We start from the raw sequence: 15,248 nt of genomic DNA, 5'->3' as shown, positions 1-15,248 counted from the left end.
AAATGACGTAACATTCCGGGCAAACTAAGCATCTATTTATTATGAAACAGCCATCAAATATTTAGTTTCTCACAGGGAATTCCGTTAGGCGGAGCGTTGTACAGCCATAGGGTATTAATTCGATGGTTTCTTCTTCTCCCAGTATTTCTCCTTGCTGGGTAAAGTATGGGATGGTACCTACTGAGCCGCTGTACAGTTGCCAGCGGGGCATTCTGCGGGCCTTTGTTTTAATGGTTACGGGAGCATCTTGCAGGGTCCAGGGATAGGTGGCTACCGAAGCTGCTTTTTCTACAACAAAGTTGTTTCCTATTACCTCTGGCTTTAGATTAGCACTCTTAAAGGCATAGTTCCACGGACTATCAGACGTTACCTCGTAGTACCATTCGCCATATTGGTTTTTCTTCTCTGCCTCGACCGTTTTCTTTTCCCACTTTTCATTCATTTTCAGAGCATAGACGATTGGGCCTCGCTCTACTACGGCGGCTCCGTCGTACCAATAGCTGACAGCTACGTCCATAGGTAATTCCAAGGTCAGGACATCATTGTTTTTCCACTCCCGGCTGATCTGTGCAATGCCTCCGGCATGAGTATCTATCTCAAGCGGCGTTCCGTTGAGGCGTACTACCGGCTGGGAGCACCAAGAAGGGATACGGAAATGGAAGGGGAAGAAAGCACTTTTCACTTTCTTGTCGGCATACGTAAAGCGGAAACGGATTTGCTCGTCAAACGGATAAGCCGTTTCTTCCGCGATAGTAACAGAGGTGCCTCCTGCTACCTGAGCCGTAACCGCAGACGGGGCATAAACCAAAGCTGCCAATCCATTGTCGGCAGAAGCAAACCAAAGGTGCTGCACCAGCTTTGGCCATCCCTGGTGCAAGTTGGAGGTACAGCAGGGATATCCGGTGAGAGTGCCGAACAGGTTGTCGGTATCATCATGAGGTGTTACGAAATTCCGATGCTTGCAGGACACCTCTACCTGATTGATTTGCTGATAATACTGACGCCCGGAGAAATCGTCGCTGATCTGCGTAGGCAAGGCATTGTAGGCAATTCGCTCCAGATGGTCTGCCCATTGTACATCACCGGTAATCTCCAGCATTTTTTCGAGTGAGAACATCATTTCTACAGCCGTGCAGAGTTCCGAGCCCTGTATCGGGTCGGCAAAGCGCAGTAGTTCGTCACCAGCCCACAGCCCGATAGGAAAGGCAATGGTCTTACGCATATCTTTTACTGCTTTCTTGACAGCTTGTATATGTTGGCGATCATGGCTCTGCTGATAGTAAATAACAGGTTCCTTGAAGCCTTGTGCCAGATTCACACAATGCAGGCTGTGCTGCCTTGACAAGTGATCGCGATTCAGGAAGACGTCTGTCCAGTTGAACGTTTGCCGATGAATCAGTTCTCCCAGTTCCAGCAAGAATTTATCTCCCGTTATGTTGTATAGCCAGTAAACCACCATCAGATTGTCGCCACCCCGGCGTTCTCCCCAGAACGTCCATTTGCCCAGCGGGTTCTGCGGAAGCTGTTCCAGCTGATACTTGAAATAATTGGTCAGAAAGGAGATCACCCGCTGGTCTCCGGTGGCAGAATAATACTGTTGCATGATCTTCAGCATTACCATCTTTGGCCACCAATCCTGCGCGTTATCGCGTTGAAGCCCTTGCTCATACGGACGATCCGTGTCGGGTCCGAAATAGCCGTTTGTCTTTTGTGATGCCAAAGCCCATTCAATCCAAGGCTGTGTCTTCTCAATCAAGGCTTTATCATTCAGTATATACGCCAACGGAAGAAGCCCGTCAATCCAGTAAGGACCGCGTTCCCATACATCGCCGTCGCCACCCAGCCAACCGTTCCTTGCACCCATCACTTTTTCGTAAATGGTATCCATGTGACCTGTCATGCCCGATGCCATCCGCTTCATCTGCTCTTCCATCCATCCGGCAGGTTTTATTGTTCCGATAGGCAGCTCTGTATAGGCTTTAGTGATCAGAGGGTAGCGGTTATTGGTGTAATTTTTTCCGGCTCTGGGGAACCAAACCATCATGCTGCCATCTCCCCGGTTATTCCATGCGAAGTAGGGGAGGAGAGTAAGTGTGTGATCTTTATCACCATTCATCTGTTTTTCTTTGGCAGGAAGGTTAATCCACGGAATCCCCTTAAGAGTAGAATCAGTATGTAACCCGGTCTGAACCTTTACCGATAAACTGGGGATAAAGACATTATCCAGTATCTCTGCATTATCAATGCCTTCGGCGCAATACACGAGCGGGCCACGGGTGATGCATACCCGTCCCCTGTCGGCTTTTACCTGGTCGATAGCAGTAGAGAAGCGGACAGGCATCGGTAAGGATAGCTCTACAACGTCTCCCTTTTTCCAGGCACGATGAACGGTAGCAAAGCCTTTGATCACTTCTGCCTTTATTTTCTTCCCGTTTAGCTTAACGCTCCATCCGGAAGCTTGAGCGTCTGTGTAATTATATAATGCTCCGGGGACAAACTGCTTTCCAATCCAGGTAGGTATCCTGAGCATTAAGCTAAACACCTGGTTTTCTTTTTCCGGCGATACTTCATACACCACCTTCTCGCCAAATGGATATTCGGTCTGCTGCTTTAGCTCAACGGAGCCGTTGTCTAACTGTAAGGTCGTTTGACTGCCGGCATAAAAGGAGCAGTAAATTTCACTCTTCGTTGTTGCGTACATCAGGCCGGGCACCTGGGGAATCAGGCGTGCCAGGTTGGAAGGGCAACAAGCCGTCTCAAACCAAGGCGAACGTCCTTTCAGCCCATGATTAAAGGCTCTGATTCCATCTGTCTCCAACGGGTTTACATAGAAGAAACGGTTGCCTTCCAGGTTCACACCTGCCAACACATTATTGAGCAAGGCAACTTCCGCTACGTCCATGTATTTTCCGTCTTTCTCCATCAGGAACATCCGGTGATTAAACAACACATTTCCTACCGAAGCGCAGGTTTCGTCATACGTGTCCTTGTTCGGCAACTCATACTCGGGACCGAATCCCTCTATGCCATGAACAGCTCCTAATCCGCCGGTGATGTGCATCCGCGTATCTACTATATTATGCCAGATGCTGTCCAGCGCAGGACGTAATGACAAGTCGTTCGTATAAGCGCTGACGTCTGCCATACCGGAATAAAGGTAAGCGGCACGTACGGCATGCCCTACGGCTTTGGTCTGCTTGCGGACAGGCAAATGCTGTTGGGCGTATTCGGGAGACATGGTGCCATTCCCTTCGGGTCTGTAGGTAACGCCACGGATATCAATAAAGCGCTTGGCCATATTAAGATACAGGGTATCTCCTGTTACCTTGTATAGCTTTACCAATGCCAGCTCTATCTCCTGATGGCCGGGCGCCTGGTTTACCGGTTTGCCGTTATTGTAAGCCGGATCGCCTTCAAAGAATACCCGGTTGATATGGCAGGCATTTGCTTCGGCAAGCTTCAGCCATTTATCTTTCCCCGTAGCCTGGTAATAGGCAATGGCACCTTCGTACATGTGCCCCATGTTGTATAATTCATGGCTATGTACCACGTACGAGTAAGGAGTGTGCCCCATCTCGTCGACCCGCTGAGCGGATACGCCGGTAATATGTGATTCGTAGTTGTATCCGTCTTTTTGTTGGGCACCGGCGATGATATCTATGATGTCGTCCATCTGTTTTTCCAGAGCGGGGTCTCGCTCCAGCTTCAACAGGTAAGCGGCTCCCTCCATAACCTTGTATAAATCAGAAGAGATGTAGCGGTGGGGGAAAGGTAGGTCGTCCTTGATTCCCTTCAGGTAGTTGGCCGTTTTCCTCAGGTTTTCAACTGCCGGTTTGGCTTTGTCCAGGGCAAAGGGAACCAGTACTTCCTTTTGTTTTACAAGCCTTGGCCGCCAGAACGGGTCGTTTAGTGTAACCTCATTGAAGGGTACGGGGTTTAGTCTTTCCTGAGCAGATGTTTTCAGCCCCCAAAAGAGTAAAAGTGAAAGAAGAATCAAATAGTGTTTCATGGTATAGGATTTATTATCGCGATGCAGACACGCCCTGTTTCGTTTGTTCTACATACTGCATCGTTCCATCAGGATTATAATGAAGCTCGTCCACACAAACGCTACGACGACCGATTGCCCCTTTGTGACCGTCAAGGGTCAAAGTAGCATTGTGATAAAACAAATACCATTTGTCTTTGAACTCGATGACTCCCGGATGAATGGTGAAACTGTTTTCTGCCATACCGGTCAACTCGCCGTGTGGTGTCCATGGGCCTCCTACGGAAGAAGCTGTCGCGTATGAGATAGTCTCTCTTCCTTCTCCAAAGGAAGCATACGTCAGATAATATATTCCGTCTCGTTTCGACAACCATGGGCCTTCCACGAAGTTAGGTATGTCGACCACCTGTATTTCGCCATCCAACTCTACCATATTAGGTTTCAGTTTGGCGAGAAAACATGTTCCGTTTCCCCAGCAGAGCCATGCCTGCCCATTATCGTCAATCAAAGCCGTGGGATCAATGTCATTCCACCATCCGCGCGCGCCGTTGTCGGTCATATCATCTGTTACCAAGGGTTTGCCAATAGGGTCTGTAAACGGTCCGGTAGGATTGTCGCCAACAGCTACTCCTACCACCCGACTGTTGTAGGGCTCATTAGCCATGGCTGTAACGTAGTAGTAGAATTTACCATCTTTCTCTACCACCTGCGCTGCCCATGCCTCGCCTATACCCCAGCTGAAATCCGTCGGTTTCAATACGGTGCCATGATCTGTCCACGTCTGCATGTCTTGGGTGGAATAACACAGCCATTCCGTGATGTTAAACTCTTTTCCTCCGCTGGCAGAATCTTGCCCCTCGTAGTATTCGTCATGTCCGACATAGAGATAGAGCGTACCGTTATGAACCAATGGAGCTGGGTCAGCGGTAAATTTGTCTTTAATGAGCGGATTCCCTGTGTTTTTGAATGTTGGAAGTTTCGACTGCTGGGTACAGCTTGTCATGGCTACGATAATCAGTAACGCAAGTAATGCAATTCTTTTCATGTTTGTTTCTTTTATTATTATGTTTATGGATAAAGGCTTTTACCTACAACGGCAAAGATACGACATCGTACCGCCATTCTCTTTTGTGAATAGATAATTGATTTATATTTTTAGATACAACGGGCTTTTCCAACATATATGACTCAAGTTAAGAGGTGAAGTCGGTAGGCGACTTGCCGAAATGCTTCTTGAAAACGGTGCTAAAGTAGCCGATAGAGGAGAATCCGCACCTGTCGGCTATCTCACTAACGCTGTACCTTTTTTCATTGATAAGTTTCATGGCATGCTCCATGCGTACGCTACGTATGAAATCAACGACAGACATGCCTGTCAGCGCTTTCATCTTTTTGAAGAGTAGTGATGTACTGATGCCCATTTCCCGTGCAAACTCCTCCTTACCAAAGCTCGTGTCGTCCAGATGACGCATGACCACTTCCAGCGACTGCTTCACGAAAGCATCGTTCAGCACGTTGACAGCTTCCCCGTCCTTGCCTTTCGCTTCAGTGAAAGAACCAGCAGAAATGAATCTTTTACCAGTGATACGGCGGTTACGTATGATGGAAATGATACGCTGTGTCAGCGTCTCCATGTCGAACGGTTTGGTCATATAGTCATCAGCTCCCAGCCCTAGCCCGTGCAGTTCGTCGGTCTTTTCGGAAAGGGCGGTAAGCAGGATGATGGGAATGTGTGATGTGTCGAAGGTTGACTTTACCAGCCGGCAGAGTTCTAAGCCGTCCATGCGTGGCATTAGGATATCCGACACGATCAGGTCGGGGATTTCTTGCCGGATGTATTCCCAGGCTTCAACCCCATCGGTAGCCGTCGCTACGCGGAAATGTTTGCCTAATGAGCGCGTCATAAAGTTGCGTAACTCGTTGTTATCCTCAACAATCAGAATACGCATCTCCCCGGTTCCATTATCACCGGCCGGATCATCCTGCAATATACTTGCTTGTTTGTCGGCATCTTTGTGGACTTGTTTTTTACGACGAGGTACGATAATTTCAAAGGTAGACCCCATATTCTCTTCGCTTTTCACACTAATCTTGCCGCCATGCAGGTTTATCAGTATTTTGCTCATGGCTAATCCGATTCCGGAACCTACGATTTTTGCGTTAATAGCATTCTCGCCACGATAAAACTCATGGAACAGCTTGCCTTGCGCTTTATGGCTGATGCCAATGCCGTAATCAATGACACTCAGTCGCCACTCGTTTTCGTTACTCTTAAAATGTACTTCCACAACAGATTGCTCATGGGAATATTTGACGGCATTAGAGAGCAAATTGTCTATCACCCGCTCCATCATACCGATGTCTATTGCCGTGAGATAGCTATCTGCATCATAGTCATAAGCAATATTAATATGTTTGCTTGCCGCTATTGATTCGAACATGCTGACGCGATTACCCACAAGTGTGACAACATCAGACATGACCGGGCGAAACTGTTCCTTACCCATATCCGTTTTCTGGAAATTCATCAGTTGTGTTGCTACTGATGTCAGTTGTTGTATTTGCTTTACCGCCAGATGGAGGTGCTGCCGGTCGTGTTCCGATATGCTGCCGGACTGATTCAGCTCTTCAATAGGCGCCTTAATAAGCGTGAGTGCGGTGCGCAAATCATGTGCGGTGGTAGTAAAGAAACGCAGTTTATCTTCGGCATGCTGTTGGTTGAGGCGATTGATATAGAACCGGAGCAGGAAGTAAAGCAACCAGCCGGCGAAAAGAATACACCCCAGTCTAAACCACCAAGTAGCCCAAAAAGGAGGAGTGATGCGAATAGTCAATATGCGTTCGGAAATGAGATCATGATTATACAAGCGGATGGATAATAAATAAACGCCTGGGTTCAAATTGGTATAGTTAATGACACTCCGGTCGGTCGGATCGCTCCAATCATCATCAAAACCTTGCATCTTCCACGAAAAGCGAGCAGTGCTAGAATAGTTGCCCAATGGCAGTATGTTGAGTGTTACGTTGTTTTGTGAGTGGTTGAGCGTAATATCGCTTATACTATCCAACGGAATGTCGGGCAGTAAGTCCGGATACTCACGGATAGACCGACCGGACAGGAGTAGGTCCTGGATATATATGCGGCCTGTAGCCTTTTGCTGGCTCAGGGATTTAGGGTCTAACATAATGATACCATTGGATGTTCCCCATGCAGACATGCCGTTGTGCAACCAGAAGCAGGCGTCCGAGGTGTAGGACGCGCCGGAAATAATCATGGGGAAAGGATAAGCAGTAATCGTCTTGTCAATTGTATTGAAGCGGCAAAGGCCATTGTCTGTTCCCAGCCAGAGGTAACCGTCGGCGTAGAGAATACTGTTCACGTAATTGGATATGATACCATGACGCGTATCGTATTTTTCCGTTTCGTGTGTGCGGATGTTGTAGCTGAGGAGACCTCCTCCATTACTGCCTGCCCATATCTTGTCCTGCACAACAGCTATATCCTGAATCATATTGTCGGTCAGCAAAACCGTTCGTTCTTTCGTCTCTTTGTCGAGCGTGAGCAGTCCGTAGTTGCAAGCCAGAATCAATGTGCGATCGCCCCATTCATCCATAGCATACACCGGTTCTGCCGGATAGGTTTTGAACTCCCGTGTACGGCGTTCGTACATCAGTATTTCCCCATTCATTCCTGCAATCCACATATTCCCGTTTGCGTCCTTCAGGATATCAAAGACGAAGCCTGTTTTGGCGAGGATGCCCGTTGGCCGTGTGTGATGGGCGAGGATTGCCGGACGCTTGCCGTCAATGACGTATACCCCGTGTGCATACGTACCCACCCAGATATTCCCGTCGTCATCCTCGCAAAGAGCCAGGACGATGAAGGCTTCTGAGGCTTTTTTTTCAAAGTAGTGGGTCCATTTGTCGGTATGCGGGTTCCAACAACTCAGACCCCTGTTAGTCCCTGCCCACAGTTGTCCGCGACTGTCTTCAATCAGATCGTGGATATAATTACTGACTAAAGAGTTCGGGTTATTGATGCGATGCTGAATCTGTGTAATCATCGGTAAGCCAAGCTCGGCTACTGATGCACCGCCGGTAATGGAGCAGACCCAGACACGACCGGGGCTTTCATAGTATATATCATATACCCCGTTTCCCCCGATAGACAACGGATTGTCTGGTTCTTCCTGGTAGATATGACTCGTCCGGCTGCCATCGCGCGACAGAACCCATACACCACGTCCGTCGATACCGCACCAGATAGTAGAGTCTGATACCAACTTGATCGTCTTGACACATTGTTGCGGAAAGTTCTCCACAGGTGCTACATGTAGTTTTTTTGCGGCGTAGTCGAAGTAATAAAGCCCGCTGGATAACGTACCGATCCACAGACGGTTCATAGCCGGGTCGAGCAATAGCGATGCCGGTGCGACGCCTATGTCCTCGCTCCACAGCTCCACTTGCTTTCGTTCCGTATCAATGAGGTAAATTCCTTCAATGCTGGCGGCAATCAAATGATTATCGTCATAGCGGGTCATATCACCGACAGAGGCCGCTATTTGTCCGATTTTTGAGCATTGATTGTCTTTGAAGTAATACAGGCCTATGGAGGAGGCTAGCCACAAACCACCGTCTTGGTCTACCTCCAAATCGGAAAGCCATAAGTTGGCAATATTTACCTGAGTGGGAAAGTCTATATACCGTTCAAATTTGTCGCTGCGCGGATTGTATCGGAATATTTCGCCCTGATTGGTAAAGGCAAACAACTGTTCTTGCTGCCATGTGACTTCGACAGAAACCACAGCTGCCGATTTATAAGGCAAACTGTAAACCCGGCAATCACTGTTTGTTAACCTGATAATCCCCGTCCGGGCGGCGATCCAGATGAATCCGTCAGTATCTTTACATATTGAAGTGGTTTCACGAATAGACACTCCATAAATATCATTAATATCATAGAAGTTCAGGTCATCCGCACGAATATCCTCAAACGACAGAAGCAAAAAGACGATAAATAAAAAATATTGCTTCATATTTCTTCAATGGAACATGAATTAATCTAGATTAATCTACAATAATAGATAAAAATAATGGGTATTATTTCAAATTGTAGATACTATTTTTCAATGATTGTTATTATACTCCTCATTTTGTTAATATTGGAATATAGTGAAGCATTTCTCTATATATGTGCCCTTGTATCTAATAATGGAAAACAAATATTTATTTTTAAATCACGTCATCGTTTTTCGCCGTTACATTTGTCGATAATAAATGATAACTATTAACTCTTATTATTTGACTTATGAAAAATGCATTGAAATTAGTTTTTTCTTTCTTGCTGGTACTACCATTAACAATGAATGGGCAAGAACAAAATTTTCCTGCAGGAAGTATTCCTAACGAACATAACATTAATGGAGCAGATTATCCGCGTATAGACAAAGACAACCGCGTGCATTTCCGGATACATGCTCCTAATGCCAAAAAAGTGGAAATCAGTTTCCGAGGCGAAATGACTCAGGAGGCCGATGGATACTGGTCGCTCGTATCGAAAGAACCCGAGGTGGTGGGTTTCCACTACTATCAGATTATCGTGGATGGTGTGAGTGCGGCTGATCCCAACGGCAAACCGTTCTTCGGTATGGGCAAATGGGTGAGTGGTATTGAAATCCCGGAAAAGGGCGTGGATTACTATTCTATAAAGAATGTGCCTCACGGATTGGTCAGCCAAAGCTGGTACTACTCCGATATTCGCAAGGAATGGCGCAGGTGTATGGTTTATACTCCGGCGGAATACGATAAGAATCCCGGCAAGAAGTATCCGGTGCTTTACTTGCAACATGGCATGGGTGAAAACGAGACCAGCTGGGCAAGCCAAGGTAAGATGAATTTCATTATGGATAACCTGATTGCCGAAGGTAGCGCCCATCCGATGATCGTGGTGATGGACAACGGGAATATAGAGTCTTTCAAGACCAATCCGGGCGAAACTCCTGACGAGGCAAGAAAGAGGTTCGGCGCCGAGTTCCCTTCTATCCTGGTGAATGAAATCATTCCCCACATCGAATCAAACTTCCGTGCACTGACCGATAGAGAAAACCGTGCTATGGCAGGGCTTTCGTGGGGTGGGCTTCTCACTTTCCAAACTACACTGAACAATCTCGACAAATTCGCCTATATCGGCGGATTCAGCGGAGCGGGCAGAATCGATCTTGAGAACCTTGATGAGGCATATGGCGGTGTGTTCAAAGACCGCAAGGCATTTAACGACAAGGTACACGCCTTCTTCCTCGGTATCGGTTCGGAAGAGCATCCCGAAAGAACAAAGAGCCTTAGCGATGGCTTGAGAGCAGCGGGAATTAATACGATCTATTACGAGTCTCCGGGTACCGCCCACGAGTTCCTGACCTGGCGCAGATGTCTGAAAGAATTTGCACCTCTGTTGTTTAAAAAGAAATAATGTATAATTCACAAAAACATATTATGACAATGAACATTATCCATCGAAAAACAGGATTGGCTATGTGTCTCGCGGCACTACTGGCTCTGCCCGCTTTTGCACAGAACCCGCCGGCGGGAGATTTTCCACCTCCAAGACAAGCGTACAAGATTCAAACACCCACGTACCTTGCCGACTATTTCACGGAAGCAACCCCGGGCGTTGTGTCACCGGATGAAAACGGTTTTATCCGCCGCTGGCTGCTGCTGGAGCCTATCGATAAGCCCAATCGCTCCAACACAGTCTTTACCGACAGCTATTTGCGCCAGACATTTGATACGCTGTACTTCAAGAATCAGTTCTCTATCTTACCCAAAGATGGAGACAAAGTGAAAGTAGGCAAGCAGAAGTTGGCTTGGCATGCGCTGGACAGTAAACTATATAACGTGAAGCTGTATCGTTTGGCGGCTGGTCTGAAGAAGCAAGTGTACGGCGTATTATTCTGGGCTGTTACCGTTATTGATTGCCCGGAAGATATGGAGAACGTCCGCTTCTCGGCTGGTTCCAACTCTGCCTCTATGTGGTGGTTGAATGGCGAGGAAGTCCTTCTGCTTTCGGGCGACCGTCGCATGGTGGTGGATGACGGCCTGTCGCGTCGGCTGACGCTGAAGAAGGGGCGGAACATCTTGCGCGGAGCCATTATCAATGGCCCGGGTATGAGTGACTTCTGCGTCCGCTTTATGGATGAGAATGGAATGCCAGTTACGAACATTACAATCAGTTATCAATGAGTATGAAAACAAAAGCTATACTATTGGGCACAGTAGCCCTGATGTCTGTTTTGACATCCGAAGAAGCGTCTGCACAAATTGGCACTCCTTATATCCACGACCCCTCCACCATCATGGAGTGCGAGGGTAAGTACTATACTTTCGGAACGGGCGGAGGCGGATTGATTTCCGAAGACGGCTGGGAATGGCACGGCGGAGGAGTACGTCCCGGCGGAGGTGCTGCACCGGATGCCATAAAAATCGGTGATCGTTACCTGATTGCTTACAGTTCCACCGGCGGCGGCTTGGGCGGCGGACATGCCGGCAAAGTGCTTACCATGTGGAACAAAACCTTGGATCCTAATTCTCCCGATTTCGCCTACACCGAACCTATCGAAGTGGCGCATTCGCTTGATGATGAAGACTGTGATGCTATTGATGCCGGGCTGCTGCTTGATCCGACGGATGGTCGGCTGTGGTGTTCTTATGGTACCTATTTCGGCTTTATCCGGCTGGTGGAACTTGATCCCAAGACAGGCAAACGCGTGGAAGGCAACGAAGCGATAGATATCGCCATTGATTGCGAAGCCACCACTTTGGCTTATCGCGACGGATGGTACTATCTTCTGGGTACACACGGCACTTGCTGTGACGGCCCGAACTCTACCTATAATATTGTAGTAGGCCGCTCGCGTAAAGTAACGGGACCATACATTGACAATGTAGGACGAGATATGCTGGAGGGTGGCGGCAAGATGGTGATTGCCGCATCAGACCGCAAAACCGGTCCCGGACACTTCGGACGTTTCATTGTAGAAGATGGTGTGGAGAAGATGTCCTATCATTATGAAGCCGATTTCGATCAGGGTGGACGCAGTGTATTGGCCATACGCCCGCTTGTGTGGAAAAACGGATGGCCCGTAGCTGGAGAAGCTTTTAAGGAAGGAACGTACGAGATTGAGTCTGAACGCAGAGGCTATGCCCTCGAACTGGCTGTCGACTTCGTGCGCATGCAGGGTAGCATGCATCGCTTCTGGGAGAAAGATGACAAACCTCTTGTGCCTCTGAAGTCGCAAACACTGGATGATGTGATCGGAACCTGGCCGCAGGGAGATATCAATGTAAGAATCGGTGACTACATGTTCCGCCCCCATCAGAAGTGGACCATTACTGCTGTGTCTAATGCCGGCGGATATCTGGGCGGACATTATTACAAGATTGTGATTGAAGGAACCAATCGTGCATTAGCTGCCACAACGGATGCGGAAGTGGTGACAGTTCCTGCGTTTACGGGAGCGCCCGAGCAGTTGTGGAGAATCGATCAGTTGACGGACGGTACCTACCGGATTATGCCCAAAGAAGTGCCTGGAACAGATAAAGAACTGGTTCTGGTATCCACAGGAGACAGCACTCCTTCACTCGGTAAATTCGATATGAACAGTGACAATTCCAAATGGAACTTCCGTGACCATTAAATGTCTGTCATTACAACGTATTGTATCAAGCGTGATGGGAGTGGCGTTTTGCCTGCTCCTGTCCGCTTGTTCAGGTAAAATGACAAAAGGAGGTTCGGCACAGCTTGTGTTGAATGATTCCTCTTATTTCGAAGCGCCCGGACTAAACGTAATGGTGTTCAGCCATTCGTATGATGCGATGTCTGATGATTCCCAAATGGTAGGTATTGAAATTGTGCATCATGGCCTGCGTACGGTTACGAATGGAGATGTACGACTGAATCCGATACCCGGGCAATGGGATTTGCACTCCACATTAATTGAAAGGAAAGTGGAGCGGGAGAATAACCTTATCATAGCACAACTAAAATACGACACCCCGCATTTCATCTACCAGATTCAAGTACGATTGGGTGATGGCGGCATCTATGTCAGCGTATGGACAGACCAGCCCGTTCCCGATGATCTGGTGGGAGTAGCAGGTTTGAATATTGAATTTACGTCTACACTCTATTCACAATATTCGGACGATAAGACGATCGTTATGAAAACAGACGAGTTAGAACCAAGCCCTATCGTTGTCGGAAAGAAATTTGACATCGCCCCCGATGATGCCAAAAGACATATTACGGTGAGCAGTACCGAGCAAGACCTACTACTCTACGACGGCCGGAATGAAGACCAGAGCGCTTGTTTTGTGCTTCGCAGCCTGCTTCCTGCCGAAAAGTCAGGTAAAATCCTGGAATGGTTTATTACTGTGGGAACAGTATAAAAGTTATCATGCGCATGTTTCTCTGTTCATTATATTTTTTACTTTTGCATTTCAGTAAACGAATGATATTAAATACAATCAGAGATGAGCAAGCAATTGAAGCCTGAAACCCTTTGTGTTCAGGGGGGATGGAACCCAAAGAAAGGAGAGCCGCGTGTACTTCCTATTTACCAGAGTACTACATTTAAGTATGAAACAAGTGAGCAGATGGCGAAACTTTTCGACCTGGAAGAGAGTGGATACTTCTACACACGCTTGCAGAACCCAACGAACGATGCCGTAGCAGCTAAGATTGCCGCCCTGGAGGGTGGGGTAGCCGGTATGCTTACGTCTTCCGGACAGGCAGCGAACTTCTTTGCCATTTTCAATATTTGCGGAGCCGGAGATCATTTTGTTAGCGCCACCAGCATTTACGGAGGAACCTATAACCTATTTTCCGTTACCCTGAAGAAGCTGGGGATCGAATGTACGTTTGTAGACCAGGATGCCTCAGAAGAAGAAATCAGCAAGGCTTTCCACCCGAACACCAAACTATTGTTCGGAGAAACTATTTCCAATCCGGGTGTAACGGTTCTCGATCTGGAAAAATTTGCACGAATAGCCCATGCAAACGGGGTTCCACTGATTATAGACAATACCTTTGCTACTCCGATTAATTGCCGCCCCTTTGAATGGGGAGCCGATATCGTAACACATTCTACTACTAAATACATGGACGGGCACGCCACAGCCGTAGGTGGTTGTATCGTTGATAGCGGAAACTTCAACTGGGACGCCTATGCCGACAAGTATCCCGGACTCTGCGAGCCAGACGACTCGTATCACGGATTAACCTATACAAAAGCCTTTGGCAAGGGAGCGTTCATCACAAAAGCAACCGCCCAGTTGATGCGTGACTTAGGCTCTATACAGTCTCCGCAAAATGCCTTCTTGCTCAATCTGGGGCTCGAAACCCTACATCTGCGTATGCCGCAGCATTGCAAAAATGCACTGACTGTAGCTCAATGGTTGCAGAAGAACGATAAAGTAGCCTGGGTTAATTACCCCGAGTTGGAAGGGAATAAGTACTACGATTTGGCAAAGAAATATCTCCCCCAAGGCTCTTGCGGTGTATTATCCTTCGGGCTGAAAGGCGGACGCGAAGAGTCTATCCGTTTTATGGATAACCTCAAGCTGATAGCGATTGTAACGCATGTTGCAGACGCCCGTTCTTCGGTACTGCATCCCGCCAGCCATACACACCGGCAACTAACAGACGAGCAGTTATTAGAAGCAGGAGTGGCTCCTGACCTGATCCGCCTGTCTGTCGGAATTGAGCATGTAGACGACCTTCTTGCCGATTTGGATCAAGCCCTGTAAATAAGCTATTTGCATACTTTTTCACGCAAAAGTTTTATTCTTTTTTTGTAGTGAAACTAAAAGTTTCATCTGGATGAGAAAAAATTCTCATGCCGTTGAGAATTTTTTCTCACCCGCATGAGAATTTTTTCTTATCGGCATGAAATTTTTTTCTCAACAGAATAATATGATATGGAAAAACTGAAGGTTTTAGTGAAAAATGTAGGATAAAAGTAATTAAATTGCTGTAAAGGGTAAATAAAACCCTTTTTCTATTTGACCGGAAAGAGCAAATGTTTCCCTGAGATATTGCATAATTGTTTCGATAAACGCCTTAAATATTGTATAGAATCGCCTATAATGATTTAAAAAATGAAAAAATATACACAAAAAGTGGAAATATGTCATATTTTGTATCTATTTTTGCGTCGAATATAAATTTATATAAACACGAATTGTACAAAACGCTAATTTACAAATT

At 47.2% G+C, this 15,248-nt stretch carries 8 protein-coding genes and 1 pseudogene; 5 read left to right on the top strand and 4 right to left on the bottom strand.

Annotated elements, in window-relative coordinates; translation table 11 throughout:
- Positions 1–61: 61 nt before the first annotated feature.
- The 4 genes and pseudogenes from M2470_RS11705 to M2470_RS11690 form a co-directional block, all read right to left on the bottom strand.
- On the bottom strand, positions 62–2,044 hold the full coding sequence (locus M2470_RS11705) for a beta-L-arabinofuranosidase domain-containing protein (RefSeq protein WP_280745238.1): 1,983 nt from the start codon (positions 2,042–2,044) through the stop codon (positions 62–64).
- Positions 2,039–4,009 (bottom strand): annotated as a pseudogene (locus M2470_RS11700) (beta-L-arabinofuranosidase domain-containing protein); the annotation flags it as partial. The pseudogene M2470_RS11700 and the gene M2470_RS11705, both read right to left, overlap by 6 nt.
- 13 nt (positions 4,010–4,022) lie before the next feature.
- Positions 4,023–5,033, bottom strand: coding sequence for a glycoside hydrolase family 43 protein (locus tag M2470_RS11695; protein ID WP_280745163.1), 1,011 nt, complete (start codon positions 5,031–5,033; stop codon positions 4,023–4,025).
- A 148-nt stretch (positions 5,034–5,181) separates the two neighbouring features.
- Positions 5,182–9,024 (bottom strand): hybrid sensor histidine kinase/response regulator transcription factor, encoded by a 3,843-nt coding sequence (locus tag M2470_RS11690; protein ID WP_280745164.1) that lies wholly within the window; start codon positions 9,022–9,024, stop codon positions 5,182–5,184.
- 272 nt (positions 9,025–9,296) lie between these two features.
- On the opposite strand from M2470_RS11690, the gene M2470_RS11685 reads away from it, so the two are divergent.
- The 5 genes from M2470_RS11685 (at position 9,297) to M2470_RS11665 (ending at position 14,788) form a co-directional block, all read left to right on the top strand.
- Complete coding sequence (locus M2470_RS11685; protein WP_280745165.1) at positions 9,297–10,454, top strand: alpha/beta hydrolase-fold protein; 1,158 nt, start codon at positions 9,297–9,299, stop codon at positions 10,452–10,454.
- A gap of 29 nt (positions 10,455–10,483) precedes the next feature.
- Positions 10,484–11,224 carry an acetylxylan esterase gene (locus tag M2470_RS11680; RefSeq protein WP_280745239.1) on the top strand — a complete coding sequence of 247 codons (741 nt, stop codon included), beginning with the start codon at positions 10,484–10,486 and terminating at the stop codon, positions 11,222–11,224.
- A 2-nt stretch (positions 11,225–11,226) separates the two neighbouring features.
- Positions 11,227–12,678: a family 43 glycosylhydrolase gene (locus tag M2470_RS11675; protein WP_280745166.1), complete on the top strand. Its 1,452-nt coding sequence runs from the start codon at positions 11,227–11,229 to the stop codon at positions 12,676–12,678.
- Entirely contained in the window at positions 12,668–13,429 is a 762-nt protein-coding gene (locus tag M2470_RS11670; RefSeq protein WP_280745167.1) for a hypothetical protein, read from the top strand. Before M2470_RS11675 ends, M2470_RS11670 begins: the two co-directional genes overlap by 11 nt.
- An 84-nt stretch (positions 13,430–13,513) precedes the next feature.
- Complete coding sequence (locus tag M2470_RS11665) at positions 13,514–14,788, top strand: O-acetylhomoserine aminocarboxypropyltransferase/cysteine synthase family protein (protein ID WP_280745168.1); 1,275 nt, start codon at positions 13,514–13,516, stop codon at positions 14,786–14,788.
- Positions 14,789–15,248 lie beyond the last annotated feature (460 nt).

Source organism: Parabacteroides sp. PH5-46, assembly GCF_029892785.1.
GTDB lineage: Bacteria > Bacteroidota > Bacteroidia > Bacteroidales > Tannerellaceae > DFXE01.
The sequence above is the reverse complement of the archived record's forward strand: the minus strand, read 5'-3'. Positions and strand labels throughout refer to the sequence as shown.

Bases quoted from the DNA above. Each gene is read 5' to 3' on its own strand.
- M2470_RS11695 (WP_280745163.1), bottom strand. From the start codon at position 5,033: ATGAAAAGAATTGCATTACTTGCGTTACTGATTATCGTAGCCATGACA.
- M2470_RS11690 (WP_280745164.1), bottom strand. From the start codon at position 9,024: ATGAAGCAATATTTTTTATTTATCGTCTTTTTGCTTCTGTCGTTTGAG.
- M2470_RS11665 (WP_280745168.1), top strand. From the start codon at position 13,514: ATGAGCAAGCAATTGAAGCCTGAAACCCTTTGTGTTCAGGGGGGATGG.
- M2470_RS11705 (WP_280745238.1), bottom strand. From the start codon at position 2,044: ATGATGGTTTGGTTCCCCAGAGCCGGAAAAAATTACACCAATAACCGC.
- M2470_RS11675 (WP_280745166.1), top strand. From the start codon at position 11,227: ATGAAAACAAAAGCTATACTATTGGGCACAGTAGCCCTGATGTCTGTT.
- M2470_RS11685 (WP_280745165.1), top strand. From the start codon at position 9,297: ATGAAAAATGCATTGAAATTAGTTTTTTCTTTCTTGCTGGTACTACCA.
- M2470_RS11680 (WP_280745239.1), top strand. From the start codon at position 10,484: ATGAACATTATCCATCGAAAAACAGGATTGGCTATGTGTCTCGCGGCA.